This is a genomic window from Streptomyces roseicoloratus (assembly GCF_004117935.1).
GTDB lineage: Bacteria > Actinomycetota > Actinomycetes > Streptomycetales > Streptomycetaceae > Streptomyces > Streptomyces roseicoloratus.
Genome location: NZ_SDOY01000143.1, coordinates 56,613 through 76,396 on the forward strand (window position 1 = coordinate 56,613; position 19,784 = coordinate 76,396).

21 protein-coding genes are annotated in these 19,784 nt (G+C 71.5%); 10 read left to right on the forward strand and 11 right to left on the reverse strand.

All coding sequences use genetic code 11. The features are described from left to right. Positions 1-264 precede the first annotated feature (264 nt). From ESG85_RS23375 to ESG85_RS23385, 3 genes are all read right to left on the reverse strand, one after another. On the reverse strand, positions 265-1,086 hold the full coding sequence (locus ESG85_RS23375; RefSeq protein ID WP_128982395.1) for a MerR family transcriptional regulator: 822 nt from the start codon (positions 1,084-1,086) through the stop codon (positions 265-267). A gap of 37 nt (positions 1,087-1,123) precedes the next feature. Then, positions 1,124-1,789, reverse strand: coding sequence for a leucine efflux protein LeuE (leuE, locus tag ESG85_RS23380; RefSeq protein WP_128982397.1), 666 nt, complete (start codon positions 1,787-1,789; stop codon positions 1,124-1,126). A gap of 166 nt (positions 1,790-1,955) precedes the next feature. Next, positions 1,956-3,536, reverse strand: coding sequence for an acyl-CoA mutase large subunit family protein (locus ESG85_RS23385; RefSeq protein ID WP_128982399.1), 1,581 nt, complete (start codon positions 3,534-3,536; stop codon positions 1,956-1,958). A 140-nt stretch (positions 3,537-3,676) separates the two neighbouring features. On the opposite strand from ESG85_RS23385, the gene ESG85_RS23390 reads away from it, so the two are divergent. Next, positions 3,677-4,543, forward strand: coding sequence for a L,D-transpeptidase family protein (locus ESG85_RS23390; RefSeq protein ID WP_128982401.1), 867 nt, complete (start codon positions 3,677-3,679; stop codon positions 4,541-4,543). A gap of 221 nt (positions 4,544-4,764) precedes the next feature. On the opposite strand, the gene ESG85_RS23395 is transcribed toward ESG85_RS23390, so the two are convergent. From ESG85_RS23395 to ESG85_RS23410, 4 genes are all read right to left on the reverse strand, one after another. After that, complete coding sequence (locus tag ESG85_RS23395) at positions 4,765-5,829, reverse strand: hypothetical protein (protein WP_128982403.1); 1,065 nt, start codon at positions 5,827-5,829, stop codon at positions 4,765-4,767. Beyond that, positions 5,829-6,494: an RNA polymerase sigma factor gene (locus ESG85_RS23400; RefSeq protein ID WP_128982489.1), complete on the reverse strand. Its 666-nt coding sequence runs from the start codon at positions 6,492-6,494 to the stop codon at positions 5,829-5,831. The genes ESG85_RS23395 and ESG85_RS23400 overlap by 1 nt, the downstream gene beginning before the upstream one ends. 571 nt (positions 6,495-7,065) lie before the next feature. Further along, positions 7,066-7,452, reverse strand: a complete 387-nt coding sequence (locus ESG85_RS23405) for a PIN domain-containing protein (RefSeq protein WP_128982405.1) — start codon at positions 7,450-7,452, stop codon at positions 7,066-7,068. Beyond that, positions 7,449-7,712 (reverse strand): hypothetical protein, encoded by a 264-nt coding sequence (locus tag ESG85_RS23410; RefSeq protein WP_128982407.1) that lies wholly within the window; start codon positions 7,710-7,712, stop codon positions 7,449-7,451. Before ESG85_RS23410 ends, ESG85_RS23405 begins: the two co-directional genes overlap by 4 nt. A gap of 673 nt (positions 7,713-8,385) precedes the next feature. On the opposite strand from ESG85_RS23410, the gene ESG85_RS23415 reads away from it, so the two are divergent. Then, complete coding sequence (locus ESG85_RS23415) at positions 8,386-9,138, forward strand: Clp protease N-terminal domain-containing protein (RefSeq protein WP_128982409.1); 753 nt, start codon at positions 8,386-8,388, stop codon at positions 9,136-9,138. A gap of 171 nt (positions 9,139-9,309) precedes the next feature. On the opposite strand, the gene ESG85_RS23420 is transcribed toward ESG85_RS23415, so the two are convergent. Beyond that, positions 9,310-9,834, reverse strand: coding sequence for a hypothetical protein (locus ESG85_RS23420; RefSeq protein WP_128982411.1), 525 nt, complete (start codon positions 9,832-9,834; stop codon positions 9,310-9,312). A 162-nt stretch (positions 9,835-9,996) separates the two neighbouring features. Continuing rightward, positions 9,997-11,640 (reverse strand): beta-N-acetylhexosaminidase, encoded by a 1,644-nt coding sequence (locus ESG85_RS23425; protein WP_128982413.1) that lies wholly within the window; start codon positions 11,638-11,640, stop codon positions 9,997-9,999. 360 nt (positions 11,641-12,000) lie between these two features. On the opposite strand from ESG85_RS23425, the gene ESG85_RS23430 reads away from it, so the two are divergent. From ESG85_RS23430 to ESG85_RS23455, 6 genes are all read left to right on the forward strand, one after another. Continuing rightward, on the forward strand, positions 12,001-12,504 hold the full coding sequence (locus ESG85_RS23430) for a 2-oxo-4-hydroxy-4-carboxy-5-ureidoimidazoline decarboxylase (RefSeq protein WP_128982415.1): 504 nt from the start codon (positions 12,001-12,003) through the stop codon (positions 12,502-12,504). 192 nt (positions 12,505-12,696) lie between these two features. Beyond that, positions 12,697-13,077 carry a succinate dehydrogenase, cytochrome b556 subunit gene (gene sdhC, locus ESG85_RS23435; RefSeq protein WP_128982417.1) on the forward strand — a complete coding sequence of 127 codons (381 nt, stop codon included), beginning with the start codon at positions 12,697-12,699 and terminating at the stop codon, positions 13,075-13,077. A gap of 8 nt (positions 13,078-13,085) precedes the next feature. Beyond that, the gene (locus tag ESG85_RS23440) at positions 13,086-13,562 is read left to right on the forward strand and encodes a succinate dehydrogenase hydrophobic membrane anchor subunit (protein ID WP_128982419.1); all 477 of its coding nucleotides are present in this window, start codon (positions 13,086-13,088) and stop codon (positions 13,560-13,562) included. A gap of 25 nt (positions 13,563-13,587) precedes the next feature. Then, complete coding sequence (sdhA, locus tag ESG85_RS23445) at positions 13,588-15,342, forward strand: succinate dehydrogenase flavoprotein subunit (RefSeq protein WP_128982421.1); 1,755 nt, start codon at positions 13,588-13,590, stop codon at positions 15,340-15,342. Next, positions 15,342-16,100 carry a succinate dehydrogenase iron-sulfur subunit gene (locus ESG85_RS23450; RefSeq protein ID WP_128982423.1) on the forward strand — a complete coding sequence of 253 codons (759 nt, stop codon included), beginning with the start codon at positions 15,342-15,344 and terminating at the stop codon, positions 16,098-16,100. Before sdhA ends, ESG85_RS23450 begins: the two co-directional genes overlap by 1 nt. A 112-nt stretch (positions 16,101-16,212) precedes the next feature. Further along, positions 16,213-16,740 (forward strand): hypothetical protein, encoded by a 528-nt coding sequence (locus ESG85_RS23455; RefSeq protein WP_128982425.1) that lies wholly within the window; start codon positions 16,213-16,215, stop codon positions 16,738-16,740. A gap of 110 nt (positions 16,741-16,850) precedes the next feature. Here the strand turns inward: ESG85_RS23455 and ESG85_RS23460 are convergent, their stop codons facing one another. Both ESG85_RS23460 and ESG85_RS23465 read right to left on the reverse strand, forming a co-directional pair. Continuing rightward, positions 16,851-17,336 (reverse strand): MarR family winged helix-turn-helix transcriptional regulator, encoded by a 486-nt coding sequence (locus ESG85_RS23460; protein WP_128982491.1) that lies wholly within the window; start codon positions 17,334-17,336, stop codon positions 16,851-16,853. 472 nt (positions 17,337-17,808) lie between these two features. Further along, the gene (locus ESG85_RS23465) at positions 17,809-18,582 is read right to left on the reverse strand and encodes an alpha/beta fold hydrolase (RefSeq protein ID WP_128982427.1); all 774 of its coding nucleotides are present in this window, start codon (positions 18,580-18,582) and stop codon (positions 17,809-17,811) included. A gap of 136 nt (positions 18,583-18,718) precedes the next feature. Here ESG85_RS23465 and ESG85_RS23470 point away from each other — a divergent pair, with 136 nt between their 5' ends. After that, positions 18,719-19,177 carry a hypothetical protein gene (locus ESG85_RS23470; protein WP_128982429.1) on the forward strand — a complete coding sequence of 153 codons (459 nt, stop codon included), beginning with the start codon at positions 18,719-18,721 and terminating at the stop codon, positions 19,175-19,177. A gap of 23 nt (positions 19,178-19,200) precedes the next feature. Then, entirely contained in the window at positions 19,201-19,761 is a 561-nt protein-coding gene (locus ESG85_RS23475) for a thiol-disulfide oxidoreductase DCC family protein (RefSeq protein ID WP_425471270.1), read from the forward strand. Positions 19,762-19,784: the final 23 nt, after the last annotated feature.

Consider the following 19,784-nt stretch of genomic DNA (forward strand, 5'->3'; position numbering starts at 1 on the left):
GTGAGATCAACTGCCCGTCGATCACGAAAAGTTCAGCCCCTTAGGGGAAAGAAATCTTGTTCCTTGGGCATGACGGTCACCCTCTGTGGGTACGCTGACTCGAATTGCAATCTTTCGGTACGGGCCGCCGGCCCCGCCGCGCCCGAGGCCGCGGCGACGGGCACGGGCGACCGGTGAGCCGGCCGCCCGACCGTCGGGGCGACAGTGCGCCGGGGCCGGGGCGACCGGCGACAGGGCGCCGGGCGCTCCCTTACGCCCCGGGGCCTACGCGCGCGTGAGCGGCTCCTGGAGTTCCGTCACCCACCGGCCGCGATCCTCCGGGCACTCCAGGTACAGCTCGCGGGCGTAGCCGGCGGAGCGGTGACCGCTGTCGGCGATCCACGCGGCCAGGGCCTGCTCGGTCGGGAGGACGTCGTCCATCGAACCGCGGTGGACGATGGTGGCGGCCTCCTCGATGCCCGGCAGGACGTGCACGAGCACGCCCTCCGCGACGGTGCCCTCGGGGACGGTCGTGCCGGCGTGCACGACGACCGATCCGTCGCCCCGGCCCGCGTCCTCGTAGTACGCGATGCCCGGGCCGAACCCGGTGACGCCGGCGGCCTCCAGGCGGCGGCACAGCTCGTCGTACAGCGGGCCGATGACCGGGCTGATGTCCTTCGGGCCGAAGCTGCCGGCGGTGCCGCTCAGCTCGGCGATCCGGACGGCGGGGATCTTCTTGACGACGACGTCCTGGGTGGACATGCGTCCCTCGCTCTCGATGGCTCGGAGCCGCGCACCGACCTGGGCGAGCCGGGCCCGCGCCTCCTCCAGGGCCGTCTCCAGCTCGGCCTGGCGCAGGCGCAGCATGCCGCGCAGTTCGTCCGCGCCGATCTCGTCGTCGAGGACGGCCCCCACCTGTTCGAGGGTGAAGCCGAGCTCCTTGAGCGCGATGACGCGGTTGAGCCGGGCGAGCTGGTCCGCGGAGTAGAAGCGGTAGCCGCTGTGCGGGTCGACATGGGCCGGGCGCAGCAGTCCGATCGCGTCGTAGTGACGCAGCATGCGGACCGACACCCGCCCGTAGCGGGCGAAGTCTCCGATGGTGAACATGACGGCCCCTACGGAACGGCCTCACACGGTGTCAGGGTCAAGCGGCGCTGCTGAGCGACAGCTTCACGGCGAAGCCGAGGAAGAGCGCGCCGGCGGCGGAGGTGGCTCCCGCCGAGAGGCGCTTGCGGCGCCGGAACGCGGCGGCCAGGCGGGTGCCGCCGAATATGAGGGTGGTCAGGTAGAGGAAGCTGCCGAGCTGCAGCAGGGTGCCGAGGACCAGGAAGGACAGCGCCGGGTAGGCGTAGGACGGGTCCACGAACTGCACGAAGAAGGAGATCAGGAAGAGGATCGCCTTCGGGTTGAAGAGGCTGATGATCAGCGCCCGCCGGTACGGGCGCTCCACCGGCCCCGCGGCGTCGGCGGCGCCGTCGCCCGGCTCGGCCCCGGCGGCCCGCCCGCGGGTCCGCCACATCTCGCGGGCGGCGCGCAGCATCCCGTACGCCATCCACGCCAGATAGCCCGCGCCCGCGTACTTGACGATGGTGAAGAGCAGCGGGGTGGTCTGCAGCAGCGAGGCCGCGCCGAGGGCGGCCAGGGTCATCAGGACCGTGTCGCCGGTGAACACGCCTGCCGCGGCCCGGTATCCGGTCCTGGTGCCCTTGCGTGCGGCGACGGACAGCACGTACAGCGAGTTCGGCCCCGGGAGGAGGATGATGAGGACGAGCCCGGCGAGATAGGTCGGCAGATCGGTGACACCCAGCATGGAGCGGAGTGTCGCACGGCGGTACGACACTCCGCTCCCGTGTTTCGCATCGCGGAAGCTCCGCGTCCGGAAGGGGCCTCGGCGGGGCTCGCTCCGCGTCCGGAAGGGGCCTCGCCCGGGCCCGCCCCGCGTACCGAAGGGGTCTCGGCGGGGTCGGGCCGGGCCGTCAGAAGGCGTCGGTGGGGACGTAGGTGCCCCAGACCTCGCGCAGCGCGTCGCAGACCTCGCCGACCGTGGCCCGCGCCTTGAGCGCCGCCTTCATCGGGTAGAGGACGTTGTCCGTGCCCGCCGCGGCCTTCTTCAGCTCCGCGAGGGCCGTGTCGACGGCCGCCTGGTCGCGTTCGGCGCGCAGCCGCGCGAGCCGTGCGGCCTGCTGGGCCTCGATCGCCGGGTCGACCCGCAGCGGCTCGTAGGGCTCCTCGACGTCCAGGGCGAAGCGGTTGACGCCGACGACGACCCGCTCGCCGGCGTCGGTCTCCTGCGCGATGCGATAGGCGGAGCGCTCGATCTCGTTCTTCTGGAAGCCGCGCTCGATCGCGCTGACCGCGCCACCGAGGTCCTCGACCTTCCGCATGAGCTCCAGGGCCGCGGCCTCGACCTCGTCCGTCATCCGCTCGACGGCGTACGAGCCGGCGAACGGGTCGACGGTCGCGGTGACGTCGGTCTCGTAGGCGAGGACCTGCTGGGTGCGCAGCGCGAGCCGGGCGGACTTGTCCGTCGGCAGGGCGATGGCCTCGTCGAAGGAGTTGGTGTGCAGCGACTGCGTGCCGCCGAGGACGGCGGCGAGGGCCTGGACCGCGACCCGGACCAGGTTGACCTCGGGCTGCTGGGCGGTCAGCTGCACGCCGGCGGTCTGGGTGTGGAAGCGGAGCATCTGCGACTTGGGGTCCTTCGCGCCGAACTCCTCCTTCATCACTCGTGCCCAGATCCGGCGGGCCGCGCGGAACTTGGCGACCTCCTCCAGGATCGTCGTGCGCGCCACGAAGAAGAAGGAGAGCCGTGGCGCGAAGTCGTCCACGTCCATGCCGGCGGCGAGCGCGGTGCGGACGTACTCGATGCCGTCGGCGAGGGTGAAGGCGATCTCCTGCGCGGGCGAGGCACCCGCCTCCGCCATGTGGTAGCCGGAGATCGAGATGGTGTTCCACTTCGGGATCTCGGCCCGGCAGTACCGGAAGATGTCCGCGATCAGCCGCAGCGAGGGCTTGGGCGGGAAGATGTACGTGCCGCGGGCGATGTACTCCTTCAGCACGTCGTTCTGGATGGTGCCGGTCAGCCGGTCCGCGGGGACGCCCTGCTCCTCGCCGACGAGCTGGTAGAGCAGGAGCAGCAGCGCGGCCGGGGCGTTGATGGTCATCGACGTGGACACCTTGTCCAGCGGGATCCCGTCGAACAGGACCCGCATGTCGTCGAGCGAGTCGACGGCCACGCCGACCTTGCCGACCTCGCCGTGTGCGATCGGCTCGTCGGAGTCGTGACCCATCTGGGTGGGCAGGTCGAAGGCGACCGAAAGTCCCATGGTGCCGTTGGCGATGAGCTGCTTGTAGCGGGCGTTGGACTCGACGGCCGTGCCGAAGCCGGCGTACTGGCGCATGGTCCACGGGCGGCCGGTGTACATCGACGGGTAGACCCCGCGGGTGAACGGGTACGCGCCGGGTTTCCCCAGCTTCTCGGCCGGGTCCCAGCCCTCCTGGGCCTCCGGCCCGTAGACCGGTTCCACGGGCAGCCCGGACTCCGTCTCGCGCGCCATGTGCTGTGCCTTCCGATCGACGTCGTGGCTGTGTGTCGTGCGAGTTCCCAGCATGCCCGTCTCGTTTCGGTCACGTGCGCAACCACCCGGGCGTGGGAAGCATCACTTCGTACACACGTCGTTCTTCCCGGGGGGCTCCGATGAAGCGTTCGTCCGTCATACGCAGAGCAGTGCTGGCCACCGCCGCCGTGGTACTCGCCGCGGGCTGCACGGCCCAGGCCGCGGGTTCCGGCGGCGGTTCCGGCACCGGCGGCGGTTCCGGTGCGAGTACGGGCACGGGCGCCACGACGCCGCCCGCCGGCACCACGGCATCGCCGGCGACGCCCTCGTCCGACGACAAGCCGTCGGCCACGCCGACGACGGAGCAGCCGAAGGCCAAGGTCCTGATGGACGACGGCGACGAGAACGAGCAGGTGCGCGAGCTGCAGGCGCGGCTGCGTCAGATCGGCTACTTCGACCGGGCGCCCACCGGCTTCTACGGGACGATGACGGCGGGCGCGGTGAAGTCCTTCCAGAAGAAGCGGGAGCTGCCGCAGACCGGCACGGCCGACGAGGTCACCTGGCAGAAGCTGGTCGCCATGACGCACCGGCCGACCGCCGACGAGCTGAAGCCGTCCACCACCAACAAGCTGGACACTCCCGACCCGCGCTGCATGACCGGGCGGGTGATGTGCATCAGCAAGGAGAGCCGGACGCTGGCGTGGATGATCGACGGCAAGGTGGTGTCGTCGTTCGACGTGCGCTTCGGCTCGGAGAACACCCCGACCCGCGAGGGCGAGTTCAAGGTGGAGTGGAAGGCCCGCGACTGGACCTCGACGATCTACCACACGCCCATGCCGTACGCGATGTTCTTCAGCCGCGGCCAGGCGGTGCACTACTCGGCGGACTTCGCGGCCCGCGGCTACAACGGCGCCTCGCACGGCTGCGTGAACGTCCGTGACAAGAGCAAGCTCGCGGCGCTGTTCGACCAGGTGAAGGTGGGCGACAAGGTCGTCGTGCACTGGTGACGTCGACGGGCCGGCGACCCGGGGTGTGACCCCGTGGGAAGAGAGGGCGCGGGTGGGACCGGGGGAACGTGCCCCACCCGCGCCGGTGCGCCGAGCCGAAGGTACGGGGGGAACCCCGGCTCCTTGCGCTCGCCGATGACCAGTCGGCTCATTCAGTACTGCGTCGCGGGGTCGAAAAGTGTCACACCTGCTGTCGGGACTCTTTCGGGACTCTTTCGGGACTACGAACGCGAGCGGTCCCGGCCGTGCGTTCCACCGGGCGTTCCCCCGCCCGGGCCGCCGCCCGCTCCGGCGTTCTTCCCGCCGTCCTCGCCGCGGTTCTTCCCGTGGTTCCGGTCGCCTCGGTCGTTCTTGTCGTCGCCGTCGGAACCGCCCGAGCCGCCGGAACCGGCATCGCCGGAGCCGCCGCTGCCCGAGCTGCCGGAGGACGTCCGTCCGGCGGTGTGCTGCGGCGTGGGGGTGGCGGTGGTGGGCGCGCCGGAGAGGATCCGGTCGCAGTAGCGCTTCACGGTCTCGCCGCTCCTGAGCGCCCTCGCGAGCCGGTCCCGGCCGCCGTCGGCGAGCCGGCCGGAGCGGTAGTCACGGCAGGCCTGGATCACCTTGCTGCGCTCGTCGCCGATCGGCGACCGGCCGTCGGCGGTCGCGTCGGGCGTGGCGGTCCCGCCGTCGGGGCCGCCGGTTCCGGCCGTGGCGGTGCCGGGCCCGTCCGTGGCGCCGGGTGTGGCGGTCTTCCCGTCGCGTCCGGTCGGGACGCCGGGCACCTCCGTGCCGGCGCCGCCGCTGGGCGAGCCCGCGGTGCCGGGACTGCCGGACTCGCCGGTCGGCGGGGTGCCGACGGACACGACCGAGGTGCCGGGCTCCGGATCGGTGGTCAGCGGCAGCATGCCGGTGCCCGCGGCGACGGCGACGCCGCCGACCGTGACGGCGGCGACCGCGGCGGCCAGGCCGTAGCGCAGGGAGCGTCCCCAGCGGCGGCCGCTGAGCAGGGGCGAGATCCGGACACGACCGAGATCGGTGGCGGTCTGGCCGGCGTGCCCGGGCGCGGCGGCGCCGGCCGCGCGCTCGGCGACGGCCTTGCGGAAGGCGGCGAGTGCGGCGGCCTCACCGGGGAGTTCGCCGTCGGGGCCCGCGACCAGGCCCACGGCGGGGGTGCGGGCCGTGTCGAGGGCGCGCGCGAGGAGTTCGGCCTGCGTGCGGGAGGCGTCGTCGACGGGGTCGACCGGCTCGCCGCGCAGCAGCCGCTCCGCGGCCTCCTGGTCGAGCCACTGGTACCGCTCGTCGGCCATCACATGTCCTTCTGCGTCCGCGCGCGCGATTGCGTCACACCGCCGGGTGAACCGGCCTCCGGCCGGGGACCGCGTTGCGGAGGGACGCCGTCCAGGGCGGCGGTGTCACCGGCACCGGCCGCACCGAGGAGTTCGGCGAGTTTCTTGAGGCCGCGGTGGGCGGCGGTACGGACGGCGCCGGGGCGCTTGCCGAGGGTGTCGGCCGCGCTCTTGGCGTCCAGTCCGACGACGACCCGCAGGACGACGGCCTCGGCCTGGTCCTGGGGCAGCTGGGCGATGAGGTGCATGGTGCTGCCGGTGGCCAGGGCCTCCAGGGCCTCGCCCGCGGTGTCCGAGTCGGCCGGCTTGTCGGTGAGCTCGGTCTCGTCGCCGCCGACGGCGGGGCGCCGGCCGCGCATCCGGATGTGGTCCAGGGCGCGGTTGCGGGCGATCCGGGCGGCCCAGCCGCGGAAGCGGTCCGCGTCGCCGTCGAAGCGGTCGAGGTCGCGGGCGATCTGCAGCCAGCTCTCGGAGGCCACGTCCTCGGCGTCGGCGTCGCCGACCAGGGTGCGCAGGTAGCCGAGGAGCCGCGGGTGCACCGCGCGGTACACGGTGCGGAAGGCGTCCTCGTCACCGTTCTGCGCGGCGAGCACTGCGGCCGTCAGCTCCGCCTCGTCCCCCAGCACTCCCCACACCTGTTCGTCGTCGCGCTCATCGCGGCTGGTCGTCACCGCCACGCCGCCCAGGGCGCAGAAGAACGCTACGTCCTTTTCGGGCGCCGCGTCCACGCGGGTCCGGTTCTTTGTGCAACTCGCAACCTTCGGGGTGTGACAGAAAACGCATGCCCGGCGCTGTTAGGAGTACGGGGCCGTGCTGCGGCTCCGCGGACGACGACCGGGGCCTCTCCTGTGGGGGGTGGCGGCCCCGGTCGTCTTCCTTTTCGGGGCCCGTGACCAGGCGAGACGCAGGGCACGAGGCTTCTGCATGACCAACCTGTGACCAACGCGTCCGGGCGTGCACCCGATCCGCCTCGGGCCAATCCCCTGTGCCGCTCTCGTGGCGAGCTACCGGGCCTCCTCCACTCGACGGCTCACGTACTGAGACATCGTGTAGCCCGGCGAACGGTGGCGAACGTCAGCGGAGACCTCTGCCGGGTTCTCTCCCGCGTCCAGGTCGTCGGTGACCTCGCTGCGCCGGCGGTCGTGCACGCCTGCAATCGCCCCGGATCCGGACGTCCTGCGCCATAGCGCGGCCAAGTCAGCGGTTCAGGTCGAGCACGGGCACACCCCGCCCCTCGTACGCTTTCGGCTCGACGGTGGCGACCAGGGCGTCCGCGTCCCACTCCGGCAGGTGCCGGGCGGCATGGATCGCGGCGCCGATGCCTGGCGGAACGCCGTCGCGGTGCAGCTGGGCCACTGCCAGCATCGCCGGGTAATCCAGGTCCACGGTGTGGATGACGTCGAGCTGCCCGATGTGTTCGGCGAGCCCGGGGTGCTCACGATCCGCTTCGAGGGCCGACAGCACCGGCACCCACAGGCAGGTCTCCGTCTCGAAGTGAGCACGGTGGATCAGCGCGGACACCTGCCGGTTCCCCGAGAGCGCCGTCAGGGTCGGCGCGTCGAGGATGAGGTGGTGCAGGATCACGCGGCCGCGTCCTGCTGCCGGGCGAACGCCTCGCGGAGCCTGGCCCCCATGGCCGCGCTCTCCTCGTCGCTCACCTCGACACCGAAGTGCTCGGCCAGATACGCCCGAGTGCGCTCGGCGCGCTCGCGGCGCTCCTCCTCGGTCAGCGTCGACTCCGCGAACTCCTGAACCAACGAACGGATCGACGTCCCCCGCGACTCCGCGATCACCGCCAGCCGGTCCCGCACCTCGGCGGGCACCCGAATCATCGCATCAGACATGCCGCGAGTATACGTCGACGTCTACTCCCTGCGTTCACCTGCAAGCGTCAGAAGGCAGCGGGGGAAGGATGTGGCAGTCGCCGGCAATGACGCTGCGGGCGGCGCGACTCTCGTGGGCACGCCGCCGCAGCTCGACTCACGCGACAAAACGGGGTGAATCAATCACCTCAACAAGCAGCGATCACCGCTGACGAATCGAGGTTGATGCTGTGCAGATGTCAGGACAAGGCCAACATCCTGGGCAACGGCATGCCTTCTCATCTGTCACACCACCTTGGGCGTCAGGGCACCCCCAGGAGCTCCGACACTGTCCTTAGATCTGCCGCAGAAAGCGCGCTCAGACCATCTGGGTTACGCGGGCTGATTTCCGAGTCACAGAGATTCAGGCCGTCGTCGCTGGTGTACCAACGTGCTGGATCCCATTGCAGGTTGTCCGACGCAATAGATTCGGCGAGCTCCTCTGCGTCAGAAGCTCCTCCCGTAGCACGCAGAGCATCCGCAATAGCACCATGCCGGCACCGGCACCCACAGGCGGGTCTCCGTCTCGAGGTGAGCGCGGTGGACCAACGCCGGCGCCTGCCACTCGCCCCGCCCCGCCTCTCACCCGACGCACCTCCACTCGACTGTCAACCACCCGTTGACACCCTGCGACTGTCAACCTAAGGTTGCACCCATGACGAATCCCCTCGGCATGAACCACCCGGTGCGCCTCGACGACCTGATCGAAGCGATCAAGAAGTCCCACTCGGACGCCCTCGACCAGCTCTCCGGCGCGGTCATCGCGGCGGACCACCTCGGCGACGTCGCCGACCACCTCATCGGACACTTCGTGGACCAGGCACGGCGGGCCGGCGCCTCCTGGACCGACATCGGCAAGAGCATGGGCGTCACCCGGCAGGCCGCCCAGAAGCGCTTCGTCCCCAAGGACGACAAGGAGGCGGACACGGCGAAGATGGACCCGAACGCCGGCTTCAGCCGGTTCACGCCCCGGGCCCGCAACGTCGTGATGGCCGCACAGAACGAGGCCTCCGCCGCCCGCAACGACAAGACGGTCCCGGCCCACCTGGCCCTCGGCCTGCTGGCCGAGCCGGACGGACTCGCCGGGCACTGGATCTCCGGCCAGGGCGTCACCCCGGAGCGGCTCCGCGAGGCGCTCACCGCCACGCTGCCGCCGGCCGTCGAGGAGGTGCCCGCGCTCATCCCGTACGACGCGGAGGCCAAGAAGGTCCTGGAGCTCACCTTCCGGGAGGCCCTGCGACTCGGCCACAACTACGTGGGCACCGAGCACATCCTGCTCGCGCTCCTGGAGTTCGAGGACGGCAAGGGCGTCCTCGCGGGCCTCGGCCTGGACAAGGCCCGGGCCGAACGGGAGATCGCGGAGGCGATCGACTCGCTGATGATCACGGACCCCGCCTCGGAGTCCTGACCACCGGGCGGACCCGCCCGGAAGAGACGGCCTGAGCCGGGCCGGCCGCACGACGGGGGTTGCGGCCGGCCCGTACGGCTCAGGCGGTGCTGCCCGTACGGCTGAGGCAGTGCTGCCCGTACGGCTCAGGCGGTGCTGCCCGTACGGCTCAGGCGGCGCGGCCCGTACGGCTCAGGCCGTGCGGGCTCTGCGGGAGACGACCGCGCGCAGGACGCGGCCGCCCTCGGTCGAGAGGTCACGGGCACGGCGCAGCCCGGTCGGGCCGTGCGCCACGGCCTCGAGGACGGTCTGCTGCCGCAGGAGTTCGCCCGCGTGCAGCGGGCCCGCCTCAGTGGCGTCGTGCCGGGCGTGCGCGGCGAGCGCCGCCTCGGAGCAGCTCCGGGCCCATTCCCGCAGGGCCTCCTCGGCCCAGTCGGCGGGCGCGCCGTCGAGCATCCCGCGCACCAGGACGGCGGCCTCGTCGCCGGGCCCGGCGGCCGCGCCGCCGAGTTCGACCCGCGCCTTGGCGACGGCCTCGCCCCAGGCGCCGCCGTCGCCACGGGCGACGGTGGCCCAGACGGGCCGGAGGACGTCCGCGCCGTCGGGCGCGAGCAGCGGCAGACACCGGTCGAGGCAGGCGAGCCCGGCGGCGGCGAGGCCCCGCGCGTCGGCGCGGTCGATCAGTTCCTGCAGGCTCGTGCTCGTCACGGACGTCATGGACGCCTCCTTGCCGGCTTTGCGGACGCAGTACGTCCCCTACTGCGCCGTCCGGCGCGTTTTCGTCACGGCGCGGCCGGAATCATGCCAGTCGCCTTCGCGTGCTGCATAGAGGCCGGACGGCGGACGACGAGGAGTCCACGTGACGCGGACCGCTCCGCCTCACCGCACCCGGCCCGCCAGTGCCTGGAAGGCCGCCCAGGTGAGGGCCGGTTTCCGGGCGTCCCAGAGTTTCTGGGCGGTCGCCGCCAGGGGCATGCGGATGCCGGCCGCGACCTGGGCCTGCGTCTGGGCGTTCGGCAGGTCGCCCCAGATCGCGAAGCTGCCGCCGAGGATCTGGGAGTCGTAGCGGGCGGGGACCGGGGTGCTGCCCCGCAGGACGAGCGGCGTCCACTGCTCGTAGATGAGGCGGCCGGTCGGATAGACGAACTGGTTCGGCTGGCCGAGCACGTAGTAGAGGTACTTGTCGTTGTAGTTGATCACCTTGCGGCCCGCGCTCAGGTAGGAGACGGGCGTCCTGGCGCCGATCTCCTTGCCCGTCCAGTAGCCGACCTGGAGGTCCTTGTCGGCGCTGGTGACGCCGCCCGCGAAGAAGCCGTCGTTCCAGACCCGCATCGCCTTGCCGGTCGGGCGGATCACGGCCGCCCGGTCGTTCAGCCAGCCGGTCGCCAGGTCCTGGACCCGGCCCGAGGCCCCGTACTTCGCGGCCGCGGCGCGGGCCAGCTGCGGATACGTCGCCTCCGGGTTCTTCGCCATCAGGGCCACGTACTCGTCGCCGCCCAGGTTCCAGTACGCGCCGGGGAACAGCGCGGCGTACTCGCGGAGCAGCTCGTCGACGATCTTCGCCGAGGCGGGCTTCGAGATGTCGACGGCGCCGCGCGGAGTGCGGCCGGTCGCGCTGACGAGCTGCAGCTCGGGGTGCGCGGCGATGACCGCGCCCAGGTGTCCCGGCGAGTCGATCTCGGGGACCACCGTGATGTGCAGGCTCGCGGCGAGGTCCAGGATCCGCCGCACCTCGGCCTTGCCGAGGTGCTGCTGCGAGACCACCTCGGGGTGGCTGTCGGAGGCGATGCGGAAGCCCTGGTCGTCGGAGAAGTGCAGGCCGAGCTGGTTGAGCTTGAGGTCGGCCATCTCGCGCAGCCGGGCCTCGATCCAGTCCGCCGTGTAGTGCTTGCGGGCGATGTCGACCATCAGCCCGCGCTGGGGCTTCGCCGGGGCGTCGGTGACCACGCCCTCGGGTATCGCGCCGGTGGACCTGACGGACTGCTTGAGGGTGCGGGTGCCGTAGAAGACGCCGGCCTGGTCGGGCCCGGTGATGCGGACGCCGCCGCCCCGGACGCTCAGCGTGTACGACTCGGCGGCGCCCGTCCCGCCGAGGGCGAGGCTGACGTCGCCGGGCCGGGCGGCGGCGGTGCCGCGGTACGGGACGCGCAGCTCGGCGGCGATCAGCCGGGCCTCGTCGGCCAGCGCGGACGCGTCCTTCGCGGCGACCACGACGGCGGTGTCCCGGCCCGGCTTCCAGCCGGGGCCGCGTGCCGCCCGGTGGGCGAGGACGGCCGGGACGACCTGCGGCGCCTTCGACAGCGGATACGTCTTCGTGGGCGTCGGGCTCGGCACCGGAGCCGGCGGGCTCGCGGGCGGACCGCTCACGGCCGGGCTGGACGCGCCGGTCGAGCCGGTGCTTCCGGTGCCGGCGGGCGGCCCGGCGGAGGTGCCGTTCGAACAGGCCGCCACGGTGGTCAGTGCCACCGCGGCAGCCAGGAGTGCGGGGCCCCGGCGGGGCCTCCGTATGGAGTACCGCATCATCCGGAATCCTCTCTCACCACATGAAACACGGCATCCCGTGACCTATCGGCCGCATGCGGAAGCATCCGGCTACTCTCGGGACCTGTAGAGCTTACGGGGCGATTCGGGCCTTCCGCCGCATCCGTCCGTATCCGGCCCTTTCCGTCCCTCTCGTCGACACCGGCGACGAAACCCATCCGTTCAGGTGAAATTCGCGCATCCGTCGGACACCTCCCCCTCGCCGCTCCGATAGCGTGGCGTCACATCCTCCCCACCCTTCTCCCCGACACCTCCACACCTCCAGGCCGTCCGGCCCTTCCCACCTCGCTCCCGGAGTCCCCGCTGACCAGCGACACCCACGCCGCCTCCTGCCGGACCCCGGTGTCCCCCGCCATACCTGCCCAGCAGGGCACCGGCCGGCACCTCACCGGACTCGTGCGCTTCAACGCGGACCCGCCCGCGGCGGCCGAGGCGCTGCTGCTCGACTGCTGCGGCAGCCGCCGCTGGGCCGAGCGGGTGGCCGCGCACCGGCCGTACCCGACCCTCGACGCGCTGCTCGCCGCAGCCGACGAGGCCGGCTACGACCTGTCGGGACCCGACCTGGACGAGGCGCTGGCGCGCGAGACCTCGGCGCTGCCGCACCCGGACGCGCCGCCCGCCGCCCGCACCGCGCTCGGCGCCGCCGTCGCCGCGTACGAGAGCAGCTTCGGGCACGCCTTCGTGATCAGCCTGGACGGCGTCCCGGCGGGCGAACGGCTCGACCAGGCGCTCGCGGGCATCCGGTCACGCCTTGGCAACGAAAGGGAAGAGGAGCGGGTGATCGCCGCCGAGGAGCTGCGCCGGCTCGCCCGCACCCGGCTCACGCGTTCGATCGCCGCGCGGTGAGTTCGCCCGGAATGCGGCGATTCGGGGTCGGACGATAGCCCGTCCGTGCCTGTTTGATCACACCTATGGACCCCGCGCGAGCGAACCGACAAGTCGTCGCTACGATGACCGGGGCCGGTGGACCGTACCCGGCCGGGCCAGACCGACAGAGAAGCCGGCCGGCCCTGATCCCCGCTCCCGGAGGGTTTTTCCGTGCCGGCTGGAACGCTGTACCGCGGCCGGGAAGGAATGTGGTCCTGGGTGGCTCACCGAGTCACCGGCGTCCTCATCTTCTTCTTCCTGTTCGTACACGTGCTGGACACCGCTCTCGTCCGCGTCTCCCCCGAGGCGTACGACGAGGTCGTCGCGACCTACAAGACGCCGATCGTCGCTCTGTTGGAGTACGGCCTGGTCGCCGCCATCCTCTTCCACGCGCTGAACGGCCTCAGGGTCATCGCCGTGGACTTCTGGGCCAAGGGCCCGCGCTACCAGAAGCAGATGCTCTGGACCGTCGTGGGCATCTGGGTCGTACTGATGGCGGGTTCGCTGTACCCCGTCCTCGGCCACGCCGCACGTGAACTGTTCGGGAGCTGACGCCACTCATGTCCGCTGACACCTCCACCGCGATCGGTCCCGTCGAGGGCGGCGCCCACTACGACGTGGACAACCCGGCCCCGTACATCGAGGCCCCCCGCAAGCGCACCGGCAAGACCCCGCGGGCGACGCGCGGCAACTTCGAGATGGCCGCGTGGCTCTTCATGCGCCTCTCGGGTGTCGTCCTCGTCGTCCTGGTCCTCGGCCACCTGCTGATCCAGCTCTTCCTGGACGGCGGCGTCTCCAAGATCGGCTTCGCCTTCGTGGCCGGCCGCTGGGCGTCCCCGTTCTGGCAGGTCTGGGACCTGCTGATGCTGTGGCTGGCCATGCTGCACGGCGCCAACGGCCTCCGCACGGTCATCAACGACTACGCGGAGCGTGCCAACACGCGCCTGTGGCTCAAGGGCCTGCTGTACACCGCCACGGTGTTCACCATCCTTCTGGGCACGCTGGTGATCTTCACCTTCGACCCGAACATCCGCTAGGCACGGGGCTGAGGTAATCCACGTCATGAAGTTCCACAAGTACGACACCGTCATCGTCGGCGCCGGCGGCGCCGGCATGCGCGCCGCCATCGAGGCGACGAAGCGCAGCCGCACCGCCGTGCTGACGAAGCTCTACCCGACCCGCTCCCACACGGGCGCCGCGCAGGGCGGCATGGCCGCCGCGCTCGCCAACGTGGAGGAGGACAACTGGGAGTGGCACACCTTCGACACGGTCAAGGGCGGTGACTACCTGGTCGACCAGGACGCCGCCGAGATCCTGGCGAAGGAGGCCATCGACGCCGTCCTCGACCTGGAGAAGATGGGCCTGCCGTTCAACCGCACCCCGAACGGCACCATCGACCAGCGCCGCTTCGGCGGTCACTCCCGCAACCACGGCGAGGCCCCGGTCCGCCGGTCCTGCTACGCCGCGGACCGCACCGGTCACATGATCCTCCAGACGCTGTACCAGAACTGCGTCAAGGAGGGCGTGGAGTTCTTCAACGAGTTCTACGTCCTGGACCAGCTGATCACCGAGGTCGACGGCGTCAAGAAGTCGGCCGGCGTGATCGCCTACGAGCTGGCCACCGGCGAGATCCACGTCTTCCAGGCGAAGGCCGTGATCTACGCGTCCGGCGGCACCGGCAAGTTCTTCAAGGTGACCTCCAACGCCCACACCCTGACCGGTGACGGCCAGGCCGCGTGCTACCGCCGTGGTCTGCCGCTGGAGGACATGGAGTTCTTCCAGTTCCACCCGACGGGCATCTGGCGCATGGGCATCCTGCTGACGGAGGGCGCCCGCGGTGAGGGCGGCATCCTCCGCAACAAGGACGGCGAGCGCTTCATGGAGAAGTACGCGCCGGTCATGAAGGACCTCGCGTCCCGTGACGTCGTCTCCCGCTCCATCTACACGGAGATCCGCGAGGGCCGCGGCTGCGGTCCCGAGGGCGACCACGTCTACCTGGACCTGACGCACCTCCCGCCGGAGCAGCTGGACGCCAAGCTCCCGGACATCACCGAGTTCGCCCGTACGTACCTCGGCATCGAGCCGTACACGGACCCGATCCCGATCCAGCCCACCGCGCACTACGCCATGGGCGGCATCCCGACCAACGTCGAGGGTGAGGTCCTCTCGGACAACACCACCGTCGTCCCGGGTCTGTACGCGGCCGGCGAGGTCGCCTGTGTCTCCGTGCACGGCGCCAACCGCCTCGGCACCAACTCCCTGCTCGACATCAACGTGTTCGGCAAGCGCTCGGGCATCGCCGCCGCCGAGTACGCCGCCAAGAACGACTACGTCGAGCTGCCGGAGAACCCGGAGGCCTTCGTCGTCGAGCAGATCGAGAACCTGCGCAACTCCACGGGCAACGAGCGGGTCGCCGACCTGCGCCGCGAGCTCCAGGAGACGATGGACGCCAACGTGATGGTGTTCCGTACGGAGCAGACCATCAAGACGGCCGTCGAGAAGATCCGCGAGCTGCGCGAGCGCTACAAGAACGTGTCCGTCCAGGACAAGGGCAAGCGCTTCAACACCGACCTCCTGGAGGCCATCGAGCTGGGCAACCTGCTCGAGCTCGCCGAGGTCATGGCCGTCTCGGCCCTGGCGCGCAAGGAGTCCCGCGGCGGTCACTACCGCGAGGACTACCCGAACCGCGACGACGTCAACTTCATGCGCCACACCATGGCGTACCGCGAGGTCGGCGAGGACGGCTCCGAGACCGTCCGTCTCGACTACAAGCCGGTCGTCCAGACCCGCTACCAGCCGATGGAGCGTAAGTACTGATGGCTACCCCCGTTCTGGACAAGGTGGAGAAGGACTCCGCCGCGTCCCCGTACATCACGGTCACCTTCCGGATCCGCCGCTACAACCCCGAGGTGTCGGACGCGGCGGTCTGGGAGGACTTCCAGATCGAGATCGACCCGAAGGAGCGCGTGCTCGACGGTCTCCACAAGATCAAGTGGGACCTGGACGGCACGCTGACCTTCCGCCGTTCCTGCGCGCACGGCATCTGCGGCTCGGACGCGATGCGGATCAACGGCAAGAACCGCCTCGCCTGCAAGACGCTGATCAAGGACATCAACCCCGAGAAGCCGATCACCGTCGAGGCCATCAAGGGCCTCACGGTGATGAAGGACCTCGTGGTCGACATGGAGCCCTTCTTCCAGGCGTACCGGGACGTCATGCCGTTCCTGGTCACCAAGGGCAACGAGCCGACCCGCGAGCGGCTGCAGTCGGCGGAGGACCGCGAGCGCTTCGACGACACGACGAAGTGCATCCTCTGCGCGGCCTGCACCTCCTCCTGCCCGGTCTTCTGGAACGACGGCCAGTACTTCGGTCCGGCCGCGATCGTCAACGCGCACCGCTTCATCTTCGACTCGCGTGACGAGGCCGGCGAGCAGCGCCTGGAGATCCTGAACGACAAGGACGGCGTGTGGCGTTGCCGCACGACGTTCAACTGCACGGACGCCTGCCCGCGTGGCATCGAGATCACGAAGGCGATCCAGGAGGTGAAGCGCGCGCTCATCACGCGTCGCTTCTGACCCCCCTCCGGGACCCGGTCACCACGAGGAAGCCCGCTTCTGTACGCTGCGACGTGCAGAAGCGGGCTTTTTCACAGGCGCACGCACGGCGCGCGCCGGAGGACGGGGACTGATGAGCGATCCGAACCCTTACAAGGCGGACGACTCGGGCAACTACGAGTGGGGACCGGGCCAGCAGGCGGGAACGCCGGGCTACGGCTACCCGCAGACGCCGCCGGCCTACCAGCCGACCCTGCCGGGCGGGGTTCCGGTGCCGCCGCAGAACGCCCCGGTGCCGGCCATGCCGATGACGGGCGGGGCTCCGGTGCTGAGCCTCGGCGACATCTCGGTGGTCGGCGACCAGATCATCACGCCGGCCGGCGCGATGCCGCTCAAGGGCGCCGTGTGGAACGCGATGGACATGTCGCGGACCGAGGAGAAGCTGCCGACGGTCGCGATCGTGCTCGCGGTCATCTTCTTCCTGTTCTGTCTGCTGGGTCTGCTGTTCCTGCTGATGAAGGAGAAGCAGACCACCGGCTTCATCCAGGTCACGGTGACGAGCGGCGGCAGGCACCACTCGACGATGATCCCGGCGACCGGCCCGGACACCTTCCACTGGGTGATGGGCCAGCTGAACTACGCCCGGTCGCTGAGCGTCTGACGCATCGTCATCTGAGCCCGGCGGCGGCTGGCGGTGCTTCGCGCCGGCAGGGTCCGGAGGGCCGGGCGCGGCTCCGGCCATGAACCGCCGGACGGGCCTACCGGACCGGCCTAGGCGTGCCAGTGCGGGACCGTGGGGTCTTCCTCGGCGGCGAGCATGATGCGGCGGAGCAGGTCGTTGAGGGTGGCGCGCTCCTCGGGGGCGAGGACGCCGAGGAGACGGCGTTCCTCGTGGCCGAGGACGTCCACGGCGCCGAGCCAGGTCTCGCGCCCCGAGTCGGTGAGCCGGACGACCACCCGGCGGCGGTCCGTCGCGGACTGCGCGCGGCTGACGAAGCCGCGCCTCTCCAGGGCGTCGAGGCGGCCGATGACGGAGGCGGGGGCGAGACCCAGGTCCTGGGCGAGTTCGGAGGGCGCGGCGCTTCCGCCGCGTCCGGCGAGCTTGTGCAGCGTGTCGAACTCGTGGCGTTCGAGGTCGAAGTCGACGAGCGACTGCTCGCGGACGCGGCGGAAGTAGACGGAGAGCTTCTTCATCCGGGTGACGGCGCCCTCGACGACGGGGTCGAGGCCGGGCAGCACGGGCTGCCAGCGGGCCACGTGCTCGTCCGTCCAGTCGTGCCGGGGCGCGGACGAGGCCTGGGGTGCGGACGAGCCTTGCGGAGCGGATGAGCCCTGCTGGGCGGGCGAGTCCTGCTGGGCGGGCGAGTCCTGCCGGGCAGGCGAGTCCTGCTGGGCGGGCGAGTCCTGCTGGGCGGGCGAGTCCTGCGGGGCGGGCGAGCCCTGCCGGGCAGGCGAGTCCTGCGGGGCAGGCGAGTCCTGCGGGGCGGAGGTGTCCGGCTGTCCGGCGTGTCCGGCGCCCGGCCGTTCCCCGCCGGGGCCGGCGGGGCCGTCTGCGCTCGGGTGCCGGGTCGGTGCCATGGGGCGATCGTACGTCGGCACGCGGGCGAAGCCCCGGCTCCCCGCCGCTCCGGCGAACGCGAGCCTTGCCCCGTACGGGGCGAAGACCGCCCCCGTGCCCGGGGGCCAGGCCCGGGGGCCGGGTCCGGGGCCGGAGCTCCCGCTGGTGCGTTCAGGAGTGGCTGACGGACGCGGGGAGGAAGTCGAGGAGCAGCTTCGTGGTCTCCTCGGGGCGCTCCAGGGCGGGCAGGTGGCCGGCCCAGTCGAGTTCGGCGCGGCGCACATCCGGGAAGAGCCCGGCGATGCGGTCGCCGATGGTGCGGAAGTCCGGCAGGTCGTGCGCGCCGGTGGCGACGAGCACCGGGACGGTGATCGCGGCGAGGTCGGCGTCGGTCACCTCGACCTCGCCGGGGTCGAACTCGTCGGGCGCGGGCAGCTGGAGCTCGAAGGCGCGGGTCTGCATGCGGAGGACCAGGTCACGGGCGTCGGCGTCGGCGTCGGGACCGAGCCAGAGGTCGGCGTTGAGGGCGGCGGCCGCGGCGATGTCGCCGTCCTCGAGCAGCGCGTCCTCACGCACGAAGAACGCCCTCAGCTCCGGCCCCGCCTCGTGACCGGGGGCGGCGGCGCAGAGCAGGGCGAGGGCGGTGGTGCGGCCGGGGTGGCGGACGGTGAACTCCAGTGCCACCTCGCCGCCGAAGGAGGAGCCGACGATCGCGGCGCGTTCCACACCGAGGTGGTCGAGCAGCTCGCGTATGTCGTCGGCGTGGACGTGGGGGCCGTCGATCGGAGTGTCGCCGAAGCCCCGGAGGTCGCACCGCACCACCCGGTGTCCGGCGTCGGCGAGGGCGTGGAACTGGGCGTCCCACATGCGCCGGTCACAGACGCCGGAGTGGAGGAGCAGAACGGTGGAGGGGCCGTCGCCGGCCACATCGTGAGCAAGTGTCATGGGCGCACCCTAGATCGTGGAGAACGCGCACCACCAGGGGTTTCCTCATGGATCGGCACCCGCGCTTGAACACGTTCAAAGAGAGGTCTACAGTCATGCCTGTCAGCTTTGAACGCGTTCAAGGGAGCGTGAGGGCATGGACCTCACTGTCGTCGCGTACGTCGCCTACCTGCTCGTCAGTGTCGGGCTCACCATCTGGGTCGCCCGCACCCTCAGCCGTAACGGAAAGGTCTTCCTCGCCGACGTGCTGCACGGGAACGAGAAGCTCGCGGACGCCGTGAACCATCTGCTCGTCGTCGGCTTCTACCTCGTCAACTTCGGCTTCGTGGCCCTCTATCTGAGCCAGGACGAGGCCGTCCCGGACGCCCGCGGCCTCTTCGAGGCCCTCTCGGTCAAGCTCGGCGTGGTCCTGCTCGTCCTCGGCGCGCTGCACCTCGCCAACGTCTACGTGCTCAACAAGATCCGCCGCCGGGGCGTCATGGAGCGCCGCCAGGTCCCGCCGGTCCCGCCGCACGGCTGGACGGCTCCTGGCAAGGGCGGCCCCACCGGCCCGCAGGGCCCCGGCCCCTGGGCGGCCCCGGCGCCCGGCGCCTGACGCCCGCCCGGCCGGGAGCAGTCGTGAACCCGAACGCGCCCGTGCGGCGCCTGACCGTCCTGTACGACGCGGACTGTCCGCTCTGCGTCCACCTGAGGCACTGGCTGCTCCGTCAGCCGCAGCTGGTGCCCCTGGACCTGGTCCCGGCCGGATCCCGGGAGGCGCGCAGGCGCTTCCCGGACCTCGACCACGCGTCCACCCTGCGGGAGATCACCGTCGTCGGCGACGCCGGCCAGGTCTACCGCTCCACCGCCGCCTGGATCGTCTGTCTCTGGGCCCTGGCCGAACACCGGCCCCGGGCCCACTGGCTGGCCACACCCACCGGGCAGCCGTTCGCCCGGGCCACGGTCCTCGCCGCCGCCAAGTGGCGCGAGGCCCTGAAGTCCGGCCGCGACACCGTACCCGGCGAGGACGGGGGTCTCGCCGGGTACCGGGGTCCCGGCGGGTACGGGGGTCCCGCCGGAAACGGGGGCCCCGCCGGGGACGGGGGTCCCGGCGGGGACGGGGGTCCCGGCGGGGACGGGGGTCCCGGCGGGGACGGGTGCGCCGACGGACGGTGCGGGGTCCACAGCTCGTCCCGCTAGGCTCGGTCCCGTGGACGCGAGGG

Excerpts from the sequence above, each read along its gene's own strand:
- leuE (WP_128982397.1), bottom strand. The coding sequence starts at position 1,789 with ATGCTGGGTGTCACCGATCTGCCGACCTATCTCGCCGGGCTCGTCCTC.
- ESG85_RS23425 (WP_128982413.1), bottom strand. The coding sequence starts at position 11,640 with ATGATGCGGTACTCCATACGGAGGCCCCGCCGGGGCCCCGCACTCCTG.
- ESG85_RS23375 (WP_128982395.1), bottom strand. The coding sequence starts at position 1,086 with ATGTTCACCATCGGAGACTTCGCCCGCTACGGGCGGGTGTCGGTCCGC.
- ESG85_RS23385 (WP_128982399.1), bottom strand. The coding sequence starts at position 3,536 with ATGGCGCGCGAGACGGAGTCCGGGCTGCCCGTGGAACCGGTCTACGGG.
- ESG85_RS23465 (WP_128982427.1), bottom strand. The coding sequence starts at position 18,582 with ATGACACTTGCTCACGATGTGGCCGGCGACGGCCCCTCCACCGTTCTG.
- ESG85_RS23450 (WP_128982423.1), top strand. The coding sequence starts at position 15,342 with ATGGCTACCCCCGTTCTGGACAAGGTGGAGAAGGACTCCGCCGCGTCC.
- ESG85_RS23395 (WP_128982403.1), bottom strand. The coding sequence starts at position 5,829 with ATGGCCGACGAGCGGTACCAGTGGCTCGACCAGGAGGCCGCGGAGCGG.
- sdhA (WP_128982421.1), top strand. The coding sequence starts at position 13,588 with ATGAAGTTCCACAAGTACGACACCGTCATCGTCGGCGCCGGCGGCGCC.
- ESG85_RS23455 (WP_128982425.1), top strand. The coding sequence starts at position 16,213 with ATGAGCGATCCGAACCCTTACAAGGCGGACGACTCGGGCAACTACGAG.
- ESG85_RS23390 (WP_128982401.1), top strand. The coding sequence starts at position 3,677 with ATGAAGCGTTCGTCCGTCATACGCAGAGCAGTGCTGGCCACCGCCGCC.
- ESG85_RS23415 (WP_128982409.1), top strand. The coding sequence starts at position 8,386 with ATGACGAATCCCCTCGGCATGAACCACCCGGTGCGCCTCGACGACCTG.
- ESG85_RS23440 (WP_128982419.1), top strand. The coding sequence starts at position 13,086 with ATGTCCGCTGACACCTCCACCGCGATCGGTCCCGTCGAGGGCGGCGCC.
- ESG85_RS23470 (WP_128982429.1), top strand. The coding sequence starts at position 18,719 with ATGGACCTCACTGTCGTCGCGTACGTCGCCTACCTGCTCGTCAGTGTC.
- ESG85_RS23420 (WP_128982411.1), bottom strand. The coding sequence starts at position 9,834 with ATGACGTCCGTGACGAGCACGAGCCTGCAGGAACTGATCGACCGCGCC.
- ESG85_RS23410 (WP_128982407.1), bottom strand. The coding sequence starts at position 7,712 with ATGTCTGATGCGATGATTCGGGTGCCCGCCGAGGTGCGGGACCGGCTG.